The organism is Streptomyces sp. NPDC002886, assembly GCF_042888445.1.
GTDB lineage: Bacteria > Actinomycetota > Actinomycetes > Streptomycetales > Streptomycetaceae > Streptomyces.
Genome location: NZ_JBIAPV010000013.1, coordinates 219833 through 233713, shown reverse-complemented (window position 1 = coordinate 233713; position 13881 = coordinate 219833). Strand labels below are relative to the sequence as shown.

The 13881-nt window shown below is 72.7% G+C and carries 13 protein-coding genes; 4 read left to right on the top strand and 9 right to left on the bottom strand.

The genetic code is table 11. From position 1 onward, the window contains the following. Positions 1–225 precede the first annotated feature (225 nt). Positions 226–1509 (bottom strand): adenylosuccinate synthase, encoded by a 1284-nt coding sequence (locus tag ACFYYB_RS37620; protein ID WP_327305424.1) that lies wholly within the window; start codon positions 1507–1509, stop codon positions 226–228. A gap of 184 nt (positions 1510–1693) precedes the next feature. Here ACFYYB_RS37620 and ACFYYB_RS37615 point away from each other — a divergent pair, with 184 nt between their 5' ends. Both ACFYYB_RS37615 and ACFYYB_RS37610 read left to right on the top strand, forming a co-directional pair. Further along, entirely contained in the window at positions 1694–2635 is a 942-nt protein-coding gene (locus ACFYYB_RS37615; protein ID WP_389442373.1) for a diacylglycerol kinase, read from the top strand. A 71-nt stretch (positions 2636–2706) separates the two neighbouring features. Then, positions 2707–3354 (top strand): hypothetical protein, encoded by a 648-nt coding sequence (locus tag ACFYYB_RS37610; RefSeq protein ID WP_389442247.1) that lies wholly within the window; start codon positions 2707–2709, stop codon positions 3352–3354. Here the strand turns inward: ACFYYB_RS37610 and ACFYYB_RS37605 are convergent. Both ACFYYB_RS37605 and ACFYYB_RS37600 read right to left on the bottom strand, forming a co-directional pair. Beyond that, entirely contained in the window at positions 3329–4027 is a 699-nt protein-coding gene (locus ACFYYB_RS37605; RefSeq protein WP_389442244.1) for an alpha/beta hydrolase, read from the bottom strand. The two genes, ACFYYB_RS37610 and ACFYYB_RS37605, sit on opposite strands and share 26 nt — an antisense overlap. 99 nt (positions 4028–4126) lie before the next feature. Further along, positions 4127–4624 (bottom strand): GbsR/MarR family transcriptional regulator, encoded by a 498-nt coding sequence (locus ACFYYB_RS37600; RefSeq protein ID WP_389442371.1) that lies wholly within the window; start codon positions 4622–4624, stop codon positions 4127–4129. 93 nt (positions 4625–4717) lie between these two features. Here ACFYYB_RS37600 and ACFYYB_RS37595 point away from each other — a divergent pair, with 93 nt between their 5' ends. Then, the gene (locus ACFYYB_RS37595) at positions 4718–5635 is read left to right on the top strand and encodes an ATP-binding cassette domain-containing protein (RefSeq protein WP_389442240.1); all 918 of its coding nucleotides are present in this window, start codon (positions 4718–4720) and stop codon (positions 5633–5635) included. After that, the gene (locus ACFYYB_RS37590) at positions 5632–7242 is read left to right on the top strand and encodes an ABC transporter permease (RefSeq protein WP_389442238.1); all 1611 of its coding nucleotides are present in this window, start codon (positions 5632–5634) and stop codon (positions 7240–7242) included. Before ACFYYB_RS37595 ends, ACFYYB_RS37590 begins: the two co-directional genes overlap by 4 nt. 70 nt (positions 7243–7312) lie before the next feature. Here ACFYYB_RS37590 and ACFYYB_RS37585 read toward each other — a convergent pair whose 3' ends face one another. The 6 genes from ACFYYB_RS37585 to ACFYYB_RS37560 all read right to left on the bottom strand — a co-directional run bounded on the left by ACFYYB_RS37585 (position 7313) and on the right by ACFYYB_RS37560 (position 13777). After that, the gene (locus ACFYYB_RS37585; protein ID WP_266906319.1) at positions 7313–7972 is read right to left on the bottom strand and encodes a response regulator transcription factor; all 660 of its coding nucleotides are present in this window, start codon (positions 7970–7972) and stop codon (positions 7313–7315) included. Next, positions 7969–9294: a sensor histidine kinase gene (locus ACFYYB_RS37580; RefSeq protein ID WP_389442236.1), complete on the bottom strand. Its 1326-nt coding sequence runs from the start codon at positions 9292–9294 to the stop codon at positions 7969–7971. Before ACFYYB_RS37580 ends, ACFYYB_RS37585 begins: the two co-directional genes overlap by 4 nt. Positions 9295–9384: 90 nt before the next feature. Beyond that, positions 9385–10059, bottom strand: coding sequence for a response regulator (locus tag ACFYYB_RS37575; protein WP_389442233.1), 675 nt, complete (start codon positions 10057–10059; stop codon positions 9385–9387). Then, positions 10056–11498 (bottom strand): sensor histidine kinase, encoded by a 1443-nt coding sequence (locus ACFYYB_RS37570; protein WP_389442231.1) that lies wholly within the window; start codon positions 11496–11498, stop codon positions 10056–10058. The genes ACFYYB_RS37575 and ACFYYB_RS37570 overlap by 4 nt, the downstream gene beginning before the upstream one ends. Continuing rightward, a complete protein-coding gene (locus tag ACFYYB_RS37565; RefSeq protein WP_389442229.1) occupies positions 11491–12798 on the bottom strand; it encodes an acyltransferase in 1308 nt (435 codons plus the stop codon). The genes ACFYYB_RS37570 and ACFYYB_RS37565 overlap by 8 nt, the downstream gene beginning before the upstream one ends. Then, on the bottom strand, positions 12785–13777 hold the full coding sequence (locus tag ACFYYB_RS37560; RefSeq protein WP_389442226.1) for an alpha/beta hydrolase: 993 nt from the start codon (positions 13775–13777) through the stop codon (positions 12785–12787). Before ACFYYB_RS37560 ends, ACFYYB_RS37565 begins: the two co-directional genes overlap by 14 nt. Between the last annotated feature and the right edge of the window lie 104 nt (positions 13778–13881).

Below are 13881 nucleotides of genomic sequence, written 5' to 3'. Positions count from 1 at the left end.
TCCCCAGTGCCCGCTCGCAGCAGGCTCCCTGGCCCGCCGCATCCGGTCCCCGATGACGGCGCGGTCAACTGCTCCTGGATTCACGCCTGTTGGTCCGCGCGGGCGGGGGGACCGTACGGGTCGCGGACGAGGCGGGTCCGAGCCGGTGGCCCCACGCGGAAGGGGCGGTGCGCACCGTACGGTGCGCACCGCCCCTTCCGTCGTGTCCGTCGTGCTCAGCCGTTCCTAGAGGAACGAGTTGATCTCGATCGTCTCGGTGCGGCCGGGGCCGACGCCGATCGCGGAGATCGGGGCGCCCGACATCTCCTCGAGGGCCTTGACGTACGCCTGGGCGTTCTTCGGGAGGTCCGCGAAGGTCTTGGCCTTGGTGATGTCCTCGGACCAGCCGGGGAAGTTTTCGTAGATCGGCTTCGCGTGGTGGAAGTCCGTCTGCGAGTACGGGAGCTCCTCGACGCGCTTGCCGTCGATCTCGTACGCGACGCAGACCGGGATCTCTTCCCAGCCGGTCAGCACGTCCAGCTTGGTGAGGAAGAAGTCCGTCAGGCCGTTGACGCGGGTCGCGTAGCGCGCGATCGGGGCGTCGAACCAGCCGCAGCGGCGGTCACGGCCGGTGGTCACGCCGCGCTCGCCGCCGATGCGGCGCAGGGCCTCGCCGTCCGCGTCGAACAGCTCGGTCGGGAACGGGCCGGCGCCGACGCGGGTCGTGTACGCCTTCAGGATGCCGATGACGCGGCTGATCTTCGTCGGGCCGACGCCCGCACCGGTGCAGGCGCCACCGGCGGTCGGGTTCGAGGAGGTGACGAAGGGGTACGTGCCGTGGTCGACGTCGAGCAGGGTGCCCTGGCCGCCCTCGAAGAGCACGACCTTGTCCTGGTCGAGCGCCTTGTTGATGATCAGGGTGGTGTCGGCGACGTACTGCTTGATCTGCTCCGCGTAGCCGAGCAGCTCTTCGACGATCTGCGCCGACTCGATCGCGCGGCGGTTGTACAGCTTCGTGAGGAGCTGGTTCTTGCCCTCCAGCGCCGCTTCGACCTTCTGGGTGAGGATCGACTCGTCGTAGAGGTCCTGGATCCGGATGCCGACGCGGTTGATCTTGTCCGCGTAGGTCGGTCCGATGCCGCGGCCGGTCGTACCGATCTTGCGCTTGCCGAGGAAGCGCTCGCCGACCTTGTCGAGGGTGACGTTGTACGGCGTGATCACGTGCGCGTTGCCGCTGACCAGCAGCTTCGAGGTGTCGATGCCGCGCTCGTTCAGACCGCGCAGCTCGGAGAGCAGGACGGCCGGGTCGATGACGACACCGTTGCCGATGACCGGGGTGCATCCGGGGGAGAGGATGCCGGAAGGGAGAAGGTGCAGTGCGTACTTCTGATCGCCCACGACGACCGTGTGGCCGGCGTTGTTGCCACCCTGGTAACGCACTACATAGTCAACGGATCCACCGAGCAGGTCGGTGGCCTTTCCCTTGCCCTCGTCACCCCACTGAGCTCCGAGCAGCACAAGAGCGGGCACAGGCGTACACCTCTTCCGGATGGGGCATGTCCAAGGTCAGGGGGCGTACGACGATGTACACCGCAGGCTGAGCCGTCGGACCGGTACCCCGGAATAGACGAAGGCCCTGGCGCAATAGCGCAAGGGCCTCTTGCACAAAGATGCTACCCGAGGAAGGACCGAGGTGTCGGCTCCAGAGCCCACCATGAGCCATGCGGGCGCGCCGGTAGGCGGCCTGCTCGTGCTCGTCGACCCGGTCGCCCGCCGTCTTGACGGCGAGTCGGTGCGAATCGCGAAAGATGTGTTGTCAGCGGGAGCGGCGGCGAAAATTTGCCTCCCGGACTCACGGGAGGAGTTTGCGCGGGCCCTCGCCCGCCGGGGTCATCGGCAGCCGGTGATCGTGGGCGACGACCGCGCACTCGTACGGGCCGTCGGGCTGCTGCACCGTGAGCGGGCGCTGTCCGAGGGGGCCGTTTCGCTGATTCCGGTGGGGCCGGCGGGGTCGCTGGTCCTGGCGCTGCAGCTCGGCGTGCCGCTGTCGGCCGTGGCCGCCGCGCGGGCGGTGCTGGACGGGGCCGTCGGCATGCGGGACCTGCTGGTCGACGACAGCGACGGGGTGGTGCTGGGCGGGATCGGCATCCCGCCGCCCCCCGGACCCGGACCGGGAGCGGGAGCCGGCTCCCGGTCCGGGGGCGTGCCGCGGCCGGCCGGGCCGTCCGTGTGGAACGCGTACCGCTCGCTGGTCCGTACGTTCGGCCGCCCGACGGCGGGAGGTCCGTCCGGAACCGGAACCCGAGGCGGCCACCGGCTTCGGGTGGAGGCCGACGGGGTGGTCCTGGCGGACGTGGACGGGATGGTGGAGGACGTGGCCGTGTCGGCCCGGGAGGGCGACGGGCTCGCGGACGTGCTGGTCCGGATGAGGGCGGTGGCGGCTGCGCCGGGGCCCGGGCCGGGCTCGGGCCCGGGCGCGGGCTTCGTCCCGGGGCCCGGAGCCGGACGGGTGGTGCGGGTGCGGGCTTCGGCCGTGACGGTGTCCGGGGAGGACTTCCGCTACCGGTCGGACGTCGGCATCACCGGCCCGGTCCGGCGTCGTACGTGGACCTTGCACCCGGGCGCCTGGGGGCTGACACTGCCGCTGCAGCGCTGACGCTCGCGCTGACCCGGGGGAGGATCGGTGGCAGGGATGGCGGACGTTCCGCGGTGGATCGGGGTGGGCCGGTGCTTGGCGTGGTGACCGGGGACGGCGGAGATCCGGCCGCCTCGCGGGGCCCGGCCGTCTCGCCGGGTCCGGCCGTTTCGCAGGGCCTGGCCCTTTCGCCGGGTCCGGCCGTCTTGCAGGGCTCGGCGCCGGTGCCCGGGCCGCCCGGGGAGGCGGCCGTCCGGGACGCGCTCGCGGACTGGCGACAGGACGCCGCCCTGATCGGATTGCTGCCGGTGCTGTGCTGGCCCGCGCTGATCGGGGCGCTGGTCACCCGCCCGGCACCGCTGAAGGTGGTGCTCCTGGTGGTGCTGTGCCTGCCGGTGCTCGTCGCGCTCCGGGAGCTGTACGTGGCCCAGCGCGTGCGGGGCCGCCTGCGGGACCCGGAGCTGCGCTGGGTTCCGTACGAGGTGGAGGTGGTGCGTGGGCGCGGGCTGCCGCCGCTGCTCGTTCTGGGCGGTGGCTCCGGTGGCTCTGGTGGCTCCGGTCAGGGGGAGCGCGTGCTGGCCCCGGGGCCGCTGGGGTGGCGGGTGCTGGAGCGGCTGGTGTGGCTGGCCGGGGAACCGGGGCCGGGGGCCGTGGTGTGGGCCCCGCGCGCCCGGGCGCTGGGCCGGGCGCGCAGGCCGTGGCTGCGGGGCGCGCTCAGGCGGAGGCGGCCGCCTCGATGAGGTCGCAGACCGGGCCGGGCTGCGAGGCGAGGGAGGCATGGCTCGCGTCGAGCTCGACGGTCTTGCGGGGGTCCATGCGGGCGGCCATGCGGCGCTCGTTGTCGGGGTGGATCATGCGGTCGGCGGTGGAGACCTGGTACCAGGACGGCTTCGCGCGCCAGGCGGGCGCGGTGACGGCGTCGCCGAAGGTGGAGGCGAGGGGGGCCTTCTGGGTCACGGCCATGACCAGGGCTTCCTCGGGGGTGAGGTCCTGGGCGAAGCTCTCGTGGAAGGTGTCCTGCTTGACCCACAGATAGCCGTCGGAGTCGGGGAGGATGTTCTCGAAGGCCGCGGGCGGCTTCTCCTGGCTGATCCCGCCGGGGCTCTCGCCGGCGTCGGGGGCGAACGCGGCGACGTAGACCAGTCCGGTGACGTTGGGCAGGTCACCCGCCTCGGTGATGACCGCTCCGCCGTACGAGTGGCCGACGAGGAGCACCGGCCCGTCGATCTGCCGGACCATCTTGCGGGTCCGCTCGGCGTCGTCGGCGAGGGAGGTCAGCGGATTCTCGACGGCGTGCAGGTCGGTGTACCCGCGGCGGTGGAGCTCGCCGATGACCTTGGCCCAGTGGGCGGCGCCGCCCCAGAAGCCGTGGACGAGGACGATGGCGGGGGTGCGGACGGGGCTGTCGGCCATGAGGTTCTGCTCCTGAGTGCCGGTTTCCTGGGTCCCGTGGTCGGGTCGCAGGCCCCCCGGGCCACGCTAGGGGGAGAGTCCGGTCGCCGCCCGTCCGGGCTACGGCAGGTTCAGGGTCGCGCGGTGGTCGCGCCAGCGGTCCATCAGGCTCAGGAGTTCCGCCTGCATGAACTCGAAGAACGCCGCCGTCTCGGCGATCCGGGCGCCCGCGGGGGAGTCGGGGCCGAGACTGGCCGCGCCGTCGCGGAGGGTCTTCTCCCAGAGGGTCAGGATCTGGTCCCGGCGGGTGAAGGTCTCGTACCAGAGCTCGTTGTGCAGGACGTAGCGATCGCGTCGCGAACCCGGCTCGCGCTCCCGGCTGACCATGTTGACCTGGGACAGGTAGGAGACGGCCCCCGAGACCGCCGCGGGGCTGATCCGCAGGGCCTCGCCCAGCTCGGCCGAGGTCATCGCGCCGCCGTCGCTGGCGAGCAGCCGGGCGAAGACGCGCGCCGCCATCCGCTGCATTCCCGCCTCGGTCAGCTGCGCGGCGAACCGCTCGACGAAGCGGGCGACCGCTTCTTCATCCCGGGGGCCCCGGGGGCCCGCACCGGCCATCACGTCTGCTTCGTTCACGTCGTCAGCCACCCTTCCGACTTTACGTGATTCCCGACCTTCACAAAATTGTGAAAGAAGCGTACGTTCGGAAACATGACGAAGGCAATCAGCGTCGCCGGACTCCACAAGGCGTTCGGTCGCACCCACGCACTGGACGGTCTCGACCTCGCGGTGGCCACCGGAGAGGTGCACGGATTCCTCGGCCCCAACGGCGCCGGCAAGTCCACCGCGATCCGGGTCCTGCTCGGCCTGCTGCGCGCCGACTCCGGCGCCGTCGCACTGCTCGGCGGCGATCCGTGGGCCGATGCCGTCGAGCTGCACCGCCGCATCGCCTACGTACCCGGCGATGTCACCCTCTGGCGCGACCTCTCGGGCGGCGAGGTCATCGACCTCTACGGGCGCCTGCGCGGCGGCCGCGCGGGCCTCGACCGGGCGCGCCGGGCCGAGCTGATCGAGCGGTTCGAACTCGACCCGACCAAGAAGGGGCGCACGTACTCCAAGGGCAACCGGCAGAAGGTCGCCCTCGTCGCCGCCTTCGCCGCCGACGTGGAACTGCTCATCCTCGACGAGCCCACCTCCGGCCTCGACCCGCTGATGGAGGAGGTGTTCCGGAGCTGCGTCGCCGAGGCCCGCGCCGCCGGCCGCACCATCCTCCTCAGCTCGCACATCCTCAGCGAGGTCGAGACCCTCTGCGACCGGGTCAGCATCATCCGCAAGGGCCGTACGGTCGAGACCGGCAGCCTCGCCGAACTGCGCCACCTGACCCGTACGTCGATCAGCGCCGAACTCGCCGGACCGCCCGACGGGCTCGCCCACCTGCCGGGCGTCCACGACGTGGAGGTGCGGGACGGGAAAGTCCGGCTCCAGGCCGAGACGGACAAGCTGGACGCCGTACTGCGGTCGCTGGCCGCCTCGGGGGTACGGTCCCTGACCGCGACCCCGCCGACCCTCGAAGAGCTCTTCCTGCGGCACTACGCGCGGTCCGCCGAAGAGGCGGGGGAACCGCGATGAAGCACCGCCAACTGGCCGGGACGGGAACTCTGCTGCGTCTCGCCCTGCGCCGCGACCGCCTCATGATGCCGGTCTGGATCCTGGGCGTGGCCGCCCTGGTGCTCAGCCTGCCCGCCTCCCTCGAATCGGTGTACGCGACGCCGGCCGAACGGGCCCGCGTCCTCGCCACCATGAACGCGAACGGCTCCCTCCGCGCCCTCTACGGCCCCGCCTTCGGCGATTCGATCGGCGCGCTCACCGCGTGGCGCGGCGGGGTCTTCGCCGGCCTGCTCGCCGGGGTCATGAGCCTGATCATCGTGATCCGGCACACCCGCGAAGAGGAGGAGACGGGCCGTCAGGAGCTGCTGTCGGCGGCGATGGTGGGGCGCAGGGCCCCGCTGACGGCGGCCCTGCTGGCGGCCCTCGTGGCCGACGCCCTGGTCGCCCTCCTCGTCACGGCCGGGCTCGCCGGCCGGGGTGCGGGAGGGGGCGCGGGAGGGGGCGCGGGCGGAGCGCTCGCCCTCGGGCTCGGGCTCGGCGCCACCGGGATGCTGTTCGCGTCGGTGGCCGCCGTCACGGCGCAGCTCACCGAGAGCGCGCGGTCGGCCAAGGGGCTCGCCGGGGCGCTGCTCGGGGCGGCCTTCGTCCTGCGCGCGGCGGGCGACGCGGGCTCCGCGGACGGTGCGTCGGTGCTGACCTGGATCTCACCGCTGGGCTGGCTGGAGCACGTACGGGCCTTCGCGGCCGAACGCTGGTGGGTGCTCGCCCTGTTCGCGGCGGCCTTCGCGGTCCAGACGGCCGCGGCCTACGCGCTGGCCGGCCGACGCGACCTCGGCATGAGCTTCCTGGCGGTCCGCCCGGGCCCGGCCGAGGGGCGGCTCGGCGGCGCCGGTGCGCTCGCGTGGCGGCTGCAGCGGGGCGGGTTGCTCGGCTGGAGCCTCGGATTCCTGGTGGCCGGCGGGGTGTTCGGGGGGATGGCGGACGGGGCCACCGAACTGGTCGGCGACAACGCCAAGACCCGGGAGATCATCGAGCGGATGGGCGGCGCGGGCGGCCCGGCGGGCCTCACCGACGCCTTCCTGGCGACGATGGTTGGGATGCTGGGACTGGTGGCCGCACTCTTCATCGTGTCGGCGGTACTGCGCCTGGGCGCCGAGGAGTCGGGGCAGCGCGCGGAACCCGTCCTGGCGCACTCCGTCGGCCGCCTGCGCTGGGCCGCCGGCCACCTGGCCGTCGCCTTCGGCGGCTCGGCGCTGATCCTGCTGCTCGGCGGGCTCGGCCTGGGCCTCGGCCATGGCGGGGCCCTCGGACAGACCGTCGGGGGCGCCCTCGCGCAGCTCCCCGCGGTGTGGGTGATCGGGGCCGTCGCGGCCCTCCTGTACGGCGTGGTCCCCGGCCACGCGTCGGCCGGCTGGGCGGTGGCCGGGGCTGCGCTGACCCTCGGCTGGATCGGCCCCGCGCTGAACCTCCCCCGGGCGGTCCTCGACCTGTCCCCCTTCGCCCACCTGCCCCGGATCCCCGGCTCCGAGGCCCTGACCTGGGCTCCTCTGCTCATCTTGACCGCGCTGGCGGCGGCTCTCCTGGCCGCGGCCCTGGCCGCTCTGCGCCGCCGGGACCTGGCGGCCTGAGCCCCGACATTCCTTGATCCACGCCCGTCCGAAAAGTTGTCCACAGCTGTGGACAACTTTTCGGGATTCCCTAAGCGGGGGTCACCAGCCGGGTCTCGTACGCGAACACCGCCGCCTGTGTGCGGTCCCGCAGTCCCAGCTTGACCAGGATCCGGCTCACGTGCGTCTTGATGGTGGACTCGGCGATGATCAGCCGATCCGCGATCTCCGCGTTGGACAACCCTTGTGCGATCAGCACCAGTACCTCGGTCTCCCGCTCCGTCAGCTCCGTGACGCCCGCCGAGCCCACCTGCGTCCGGGTCTCCGACAACTTCGAGAACTCCGTGATCAGCCGCTTGGTCACGGAAGGCGCCAGCAGGGCCTCCCCGGCGGCCACCACCCTCACCCCATCGGCCAGTTGGCGGGCGGAGGCGTCCTTGAGGAGGAAGCCGGACGCGCCGGCCCGCAGTGCCTGGTACACGTACTCGTCGAGGTCGAAGGTCGTCAGGACCAGCACCTTCGCGTCCGTGTCGGCGGCCACGATCTCCCGGGTCGCCTCCAGGCCGTTCATCTCCGGCATCCGGATGTCCATCAGCACCACATCCGGCTTCAACGCCGCCACCTGGGCGATGGCCTCCCGCCCGTTCACCGCCTCCCCGGCGACCTCGATGCCCTCCATCGCGTTCAGCAGGACGGAGAAACCCTCACGGACCATCATCTGGTCGTCGACGATGAGCACACGGATCGTCATGCCGGATCCTTCGCCGGGTCCGGGCGGCTGCCGGCCACGGGTATGAACACCGCCACCTCGAACCCGCCGGAGGCCAGCTCCCCGGCGGTCATCTCCCCTTCCAGCATGGCCACCCGCTCGCGCATCCCGGTGACCCCCTGCCCGGCCCCCGGCGAGGGGCGCACGTCCCCGGTGCCGGCGTCGTTCACGATGCGCAGGCCCAGCCCGCCCAGCACGTACGAGACCTCGACCCCGGCGCTCGCGCCCGGCGCGTGCCGCAGGGTGTTGCTCAGGGCCTCCTGGATGATCCGATAGGCCGACAGCTCCACGCCCGGCGGCAGTTCGCGCACCGCGCCCGTCACGGTCTTGTCCACGCTCAGCCCGGCCTCCCGCACATTGGCCAACAGCCCGTCCAGCGAGGCCAGCGTCGGCTGCGGGGCGTCCGGCGCCTCGTAGTCGGCGGAGCGGACGACGCCCAGCACCCGGCGCAGCTCGGTCAGGGCCGCCACCGCGTTCTCCCGGATGGTGACGAACGCGGCCTCCAGCTCCGGCGGCGGGTTCTTCACCCGGTAGGGCGCGGCCTCCGCCTGGATGGCCACCACCGACATGTGGTGCGCGACCACGTCGTGGAGCTCCCGCGCGATCGTGGTCCGCTCCTCCAGCAAGGTCCGCCGGTCCCGCTCGACGGCGGTGACCTCCTGCTGTGCGGTGACCTCCTGCTCCGCCTGCTTGCGGATGTTGCGGATGCTCACTGCCAGCAGGGCGAGCGCCGAGGCGAAGGCCATCGGGCCGACGTTGATGCTCTGGCCGTGACCGAGGACGATGGACGTCCCGATGCCGATCGACAGCGTGACCACCCACATCCAGCCGGCCGTCCGGGGACTGGTCCGCATCGCCACCAGCGTCACCGTCGCGAGGTACGAGAAGAAGGTGGCGGGGATCCAGGGCCAGTTGGGATCGGACCCACTGATGACCGAGAAGACCATGGTGACCGCCACGGCGACCCAGAACGCGCCCAGCGGCCGCACCAGGGTCATCGCGATGGGGGCTGCCGCGAGCAGCCCCATCACCAGGGCAGCTGCCTGAGGCAGGCCGGTGGTGATCGAGGTGAAGACCACCACGAAGAACGCGATCAGGCAGACGACCGCGTGCGGCAGGTGCGCGGCCTCCACCCGTATCCGCTTCGGGAGCCGCCGGGTCAGCGGCCCGTCCGTGCGCATCGGGGCCAGGGGCCGATAGGCGAACGCGTCGGTGATCAGCGCCTCGCGCAGGCTCTGGACGAAGCCCGAAGCCAGTCGGATCTCGGGTGTCCGGGGGGTCGCCCCGGGTGTGGTCTCGGTCATGTACCCCACGGTAGGCGGGCCCCCGCCTGGTCCGCGTCGCCGCTGAAGGGGATTTCCCGGGGTCCCCCTCAAGTACTACCCGGGCTACTTTTAGTAGCCCGTCGGACGGATCAGGCCCGTCTCGTACGCGAACACCGCCGCCTGTGTGCGGTCCCGCAGACCCAGCTTCACCAGGATCCGGCCCACGTGCGTCTTGACCGTCTGCTCGGCCAGGATCAGGTGCCCGGCGATCTCCGCGTTCGACATGCCCTGGGCGACCAGTGACAGGACCTCCGTCTCGCGCTCCGTCAGCTCGTCCAGGCGCGCCTTCGAAGGCGCACGAGGAGCCCCCAGCCGGGAGAACTCGGTGATCAGCCGCTTCGTGATGTTCGGCGCGAGCAGCGCCTCCCCGGCGGCGATCACGCGGACCGCCTCGGCCAGCTGATCGGCCGAGGCGTCCTTGAGGAGGAAGCCCGAGGCGCCGGCGCGCAGCGCCTCGTACACGTACTCGTCGAGGTCGAAGGTGGTCAGTACCAGCACCTTCACCGTGGATCCCGGGGCGCCGGTGATCAGGGAGGTGGCCTCGATGCCACCCATCCCGGGCATCCGGATGTCCATCAGGACCACGTCCGGGGCCAGGTCGGCGACCTTGGCCACGGCCTCGGCGCCGTCGACGGCCTGACCGACGACCTGGATGTCGGGCTGGGCATCGAGGAGCACGGTGAAGCCCTGTCGGACCATCATCTGGTCGTCGGCGATCATCACCTTGATCGGGGCAGCGGTCATGAGTCCTTCTTCTTCGTCTCGGGGCCAAGTGCGGCCGCGCCGCCCGGGGACACGGGATCCATCGGGAGCACGGCGCTCACCTCGTACCCCCCGTCGGGGCGGGGCCCGGCGGCCAGCTCACCCCCCAGCATGCCCGCTCGCTCCCGCATCCCCAGCAGCCCGTGCCCCGCTCCCATGGTCGGCGGTGCCGGTCGGGTGGGAGCCGTGTTGGCGACGCACAGGTGCACGTCGCGGGGGCCGTAGGCGATGCCGACCTCCACCCGGGAACCCGGCGCGTGCCGGAGACAGTTGCTCAGCGCCTCCTGGACGATCCGGTACGCCGTCAGTTCCACGCCGGGCGACAGTGGTCGGCGGATGCCCGCGATCTCCACGGTGACCTCCAGCCCGGCGCCCCGCACGTTGTCCACGAGGCCGCCCAACTCGGCGAGCGTGGGCTGCGGATGGTGCAGATCGGCGGCCTCGTCCGCCTGCTCGGAACGCAGCACCCCCAGCACACGGCGCAGCTCCGTCAGCGCCTCCACGGCATTCGCGCGGATCCCGGCCAGGTTCTCCTTGAGCTCCTCCGACGGGTTCTCCACGAGGTAAGGGGCCACCTGCGCCTGGATGGAGATCACCGACATGTGGTGCGCGACGACGTCGTGCAGCTCACGGGCGATGCGGCTGCGCTCCTCCAGCAGGGTGCGCCGGGCGCGCTCCTCCTCGGTGAGGGTCTCCTGTCGGACGAGCTGTGTGCGGGTCAGCCGGGTGGCGCGCAGGGCGTAGCCGAGGAGGCCCGTGAAGGCGAACAAGAGGATGGCACCGGGGGCGGTGGTGCCGCTGTGCTCGGGCTTGAAGACGCCCTCGGCCAGGCCGGTGCAGGCGACGACGAGGGTCACCGCCCCGACGGTCACCCGGGGCGGCACCCGCAGGGCCACCAGCAGCAGCACCGGGGCGAAGGCGAATATCCCCGCGGGCATCCAAGGCCAGCTCTGGCCCTGGCCCACGTGGCCGTGGATCTGCGCGGCGATCAGTCCCGCCGCGGTCAGGCCGAGCCAGTACCCGGCCATCGGCCACCGCATCGCGATCACGACGGACCCGCCGACCAGGATCGCCAGCAACTGCCGGACTGAGCCGTGGACCCCGTAGTGGTTGCCGAGCTGCTCCGTGGTCACGGCGAAGAAGGCGACCGCCAGATAGAGGAGCACGAGGTGAGGGAGCCAGGCCAGCCAGCGGGGCTTCGACATCCTCGGCAGGGGGTCGGCCTTCAGGTCCAGCAGCCCCAGGGCCACGCTCCGCACCACGGCCGAAGCCCTGGAGGGGGAGCCCCCCGGTTCCCCGCCGGCCATGGGCACGGTCGCAGCAGCGGCCGCCCGCTGTGCCGGGGCCGGGGTCGGGGCCTGGCCCTGGGGTGAGGGCTCGCTCTGATCGTCTACGTCGTCCACGTCGTCCAGCCTAGGCACGGAGGGTCTCCTTGGCGTGAGCTGCCGGGCCGGTGACTGTGCTGTCCCGGGCCGGAGTTGGGGCGGTCTGGGCGGTGAGGGAGGCGTTTTCGTGGGTCGGGGCGGACGAGGCGACGATCCGTGAGGGCTTGGCCGGCGCCCCGGCGGACCCGCGCCGGGAGCGGCCCCGGGAGCGGCGACCGACCTGCTCGTAGGTGTGGAAGGCGGCCCAGCAGACCGCCAGCGCGGCCGCGAACACGGGCAGCCAGAGCAGTCGGACGGCTATCCACTGTGCGGAGGTGGGCGCGGTGTGCAGGCCGGGCAGATCGGTGGAGACCAGCAGTCCCAGGGCAGTGACCGCCATCATCGCGGTCTGGTGCCAGAGGAAGATCGTCATGGCGGACAGGTTCACCAGCGCCACCGTGGCCCAGGCCCGCGGCCGGCTCATCACCCGGGCCAGCGGCTCCCGCAGCAGCAGCGCCAGCCCGCACTGGGCCAGGCCGAAAGCGACGGCTGCCAGCGTCGGCGGGTTCAGGTTCGAGATCGCGGCACCGGGGACGCCGACCATCGAAGCGGGGTACCCGCCCCAGAGGATCAGTGCCGCCGTGGCGGCGATCCCGCCACCCAGCAGCAGGATGGCCGGGGTGCGCCGGGCGAAGGCACCCCGGGACCATGCGGCGCCCAGGGTGTAGGGCACCAGCCAGCCGGCGGCCACATTGACCCAGCCGATCCACGCGGGCCCGCCGAACCCGAAGCGCCAGACGTCGACCGCGGCCACCACGGCGAGCGGCCACAGCGGGCTCAGCCGGGCGACGAGCGGGGTCGCGGCGGTGAGCGCGGCGAAGACGAGGAGGAACCACAGGGGGGACAGGACCAGCTTGAGCAGGGTCCCCACGGTGTCCGCGGCGACCCCGCCGAGCAGCATGCCGCCGGACGCGAGGCTCCAGAGGACCAGCACGGCGGCGACCGGCCGGAACAGCCTGCCGAGACGCTGCTTGACCCACTGCCTGTACGGGACCCCGCGGCCGCGCGCCGACTCGTACCCCTGGGCGGCGACGTGGCCGCCGACCAGGAAGAAGACGGCCAAGGTCTGGAACACCCAGGACACCGGCGCCAGCGCACTCATGTGGGCCAGCGGGCTGGTGGTGGCGAGGCCGCCGTCGGCACTGGTGAGGGCGGTGACCAGCCAGTGGCCCAGCACCACGCCGAGGATGGCGAAGGCCCGGAGCGCGTCCACGGACCGGTCCCGGTGGGCGGGGGTTCCGGCGTCGATGCGGTCCGCGAGAGCGGACCAGCGGGCGAGGGGTTCACGCTCGCGCATGGGAGACCTCCGGGGAGTCGAGGGAGCCGTCGGAGTCGCCGAGCACGATCCCGGCCAGGCCGTTCAGGGACGCGGTGCCCGGCTTGAGGTAGTCGCTGTGACCGCCGGAGCCGGCCGCGAAGGGCAGGGCTCCGAAGGCCGGGTCCACGGGATCGGCGCCGAAGCCCACTCCGAGGACGCGGACGTGCGGGACGCCGGAGATCCAGTCGGCGCCGCCCCGCCCGGCCCAGACCCGGGCCCGGGTCGGCAACTGCGCGGCGGAATCTGCGCCCGTGCCCGGACTGCCGAACAGCGCGATGTCGGTGACTTCCGACCCGGTCTCGGTACGGGCGCAGACGACGGACCCGTAGGAGTGGCAGAGCAGCGAGAGGTGGGCCTCCGGCGCGGCCAGCCGGGCCAGGCTGGGCAGGAAGGAGCCGAGTTCGGCGGCGGCATCGTCGGCTCGGCCGGCGGTCAGGACGGCCGGGCTGACCGTGCCGGGGGTGTCGTACCCGAGCCAGGCGACCACGGCGGAGCGGGGGTGCCCGGCGAGGAGGCGCTGTTGAAGGGAGACGGCTCCGGCACGGAACCTCTGGTAGGTGTCCAGCGTCGTGTCCGACCCGGGGACCAGGACCGCGACCCGGTCGGCGGTCTCCAGATCGCCGAACACCTCTATCGCCCGGCCCTTGCCGCGCCCGTCGAAGACGAGGAACCGGGCGTCGCCGCCCGCCTCCATCGCTCTGAGCTTCGCCGCGCGGCCGCCGCGGCCGGCGCTCTCCGCCGTACGGGCCGCCTCGTCGAGGTTGGCGAGGTTGGCGGCGTACCGGTCGGGGAGGGCGGAGCCCTCGCCGAGGACCGCCGGGGCCGGCGCGGGCACGTTCGGGGAAGCCGCGGCGGAGACGGGGAACACCACGGCCGCGGCGACGAGTCCGGCCAGCAGCGTGCGGCGCAGCCGGCCGCCGGTGCGGCCGTCGGGACGTGCGGTGGGCCTGCGGCTCATGGGGTCCCTTCCTTCGCTCGTGCCAGAGAGGCGGTGACGCGTTGTTCTCTGGTCACGAAGTTAGGAATCAGGAGCCCTCGTCGGCGTCCCACTGCAGAGCCCAC

Coding starts and splice junctions, on each gene's coding strand:
- ACFYYB_RS37615 (WP_389442373.1), top strand. CDS start 1,694: ATGAGCCATGCGGGCGCGCCGGTAGGCGGCCTGCTCGTGCTCGTCGAC.
- ACFYYB_RS37605 (WP_389442244.1), bottom strand. CDS start 4,027: ATGGCCGACAGCCCCGTCCGCACCCCCGCCATCGTCCTCGTCCACGGC.
- ACFYYB_RS37600 (WP_389442371.1), bottom strand. CDS start 4,624: ATGGCCGGTGCGGGCCCCCGGGGCCCCCGGGATGAAGAAGCGGTCGCC.
- ACFYYB_RS37595 (WP_389442240.1), top strand. CDS start 4,718: ATGACGAAGGCAATCAGCGTCGCCGGACTCCACAAGGCGTTCGGTCGC.
- ACFYYB_RS37590 (WP_389442238.1), top strand. CDS start 5,632: ATGAAGCACCGCCAACTGGCCGGGACGGGAACTCTGCTGCGTCTCGCC.
- ACFYYB_RS37585 (WP_266906319.1), bottom strand. CDS start 7,972: ATGACGATCCGTGTGCTCATCGTCGACGACCAGATGATGGTCCGTGAG.
- ACFYYB_RS37580 (WP_389442236.1), bottom strand. CDS start 9,294: ATGACCGAGACCACACCCGGGGCGACCCCCCGGACACCCGAGATCCGA.
- ACFYYB_RS37575 (WP_389442233.1), bottom strand. CDS start 10,059: ATGACCGCTGCCCCGATCAAGGTGATGATCGCCGACGACCAGATGATG.
- ACFYYB_RS37565 (WP_389442229.1), bottom strand. CDS start 12,798: ATGCGCGAGCGTGAACCCCTCGCCCGCTGGTCCGCTCTCGCGGACCGC.
- ACFYYB_RS37560 (WP_389442226.1), bottom strand. CDS start 13,777: ATGAGCCGCAGGCCCACCGCACGTCCCGACGGCCGCACCGGCGGCCGG.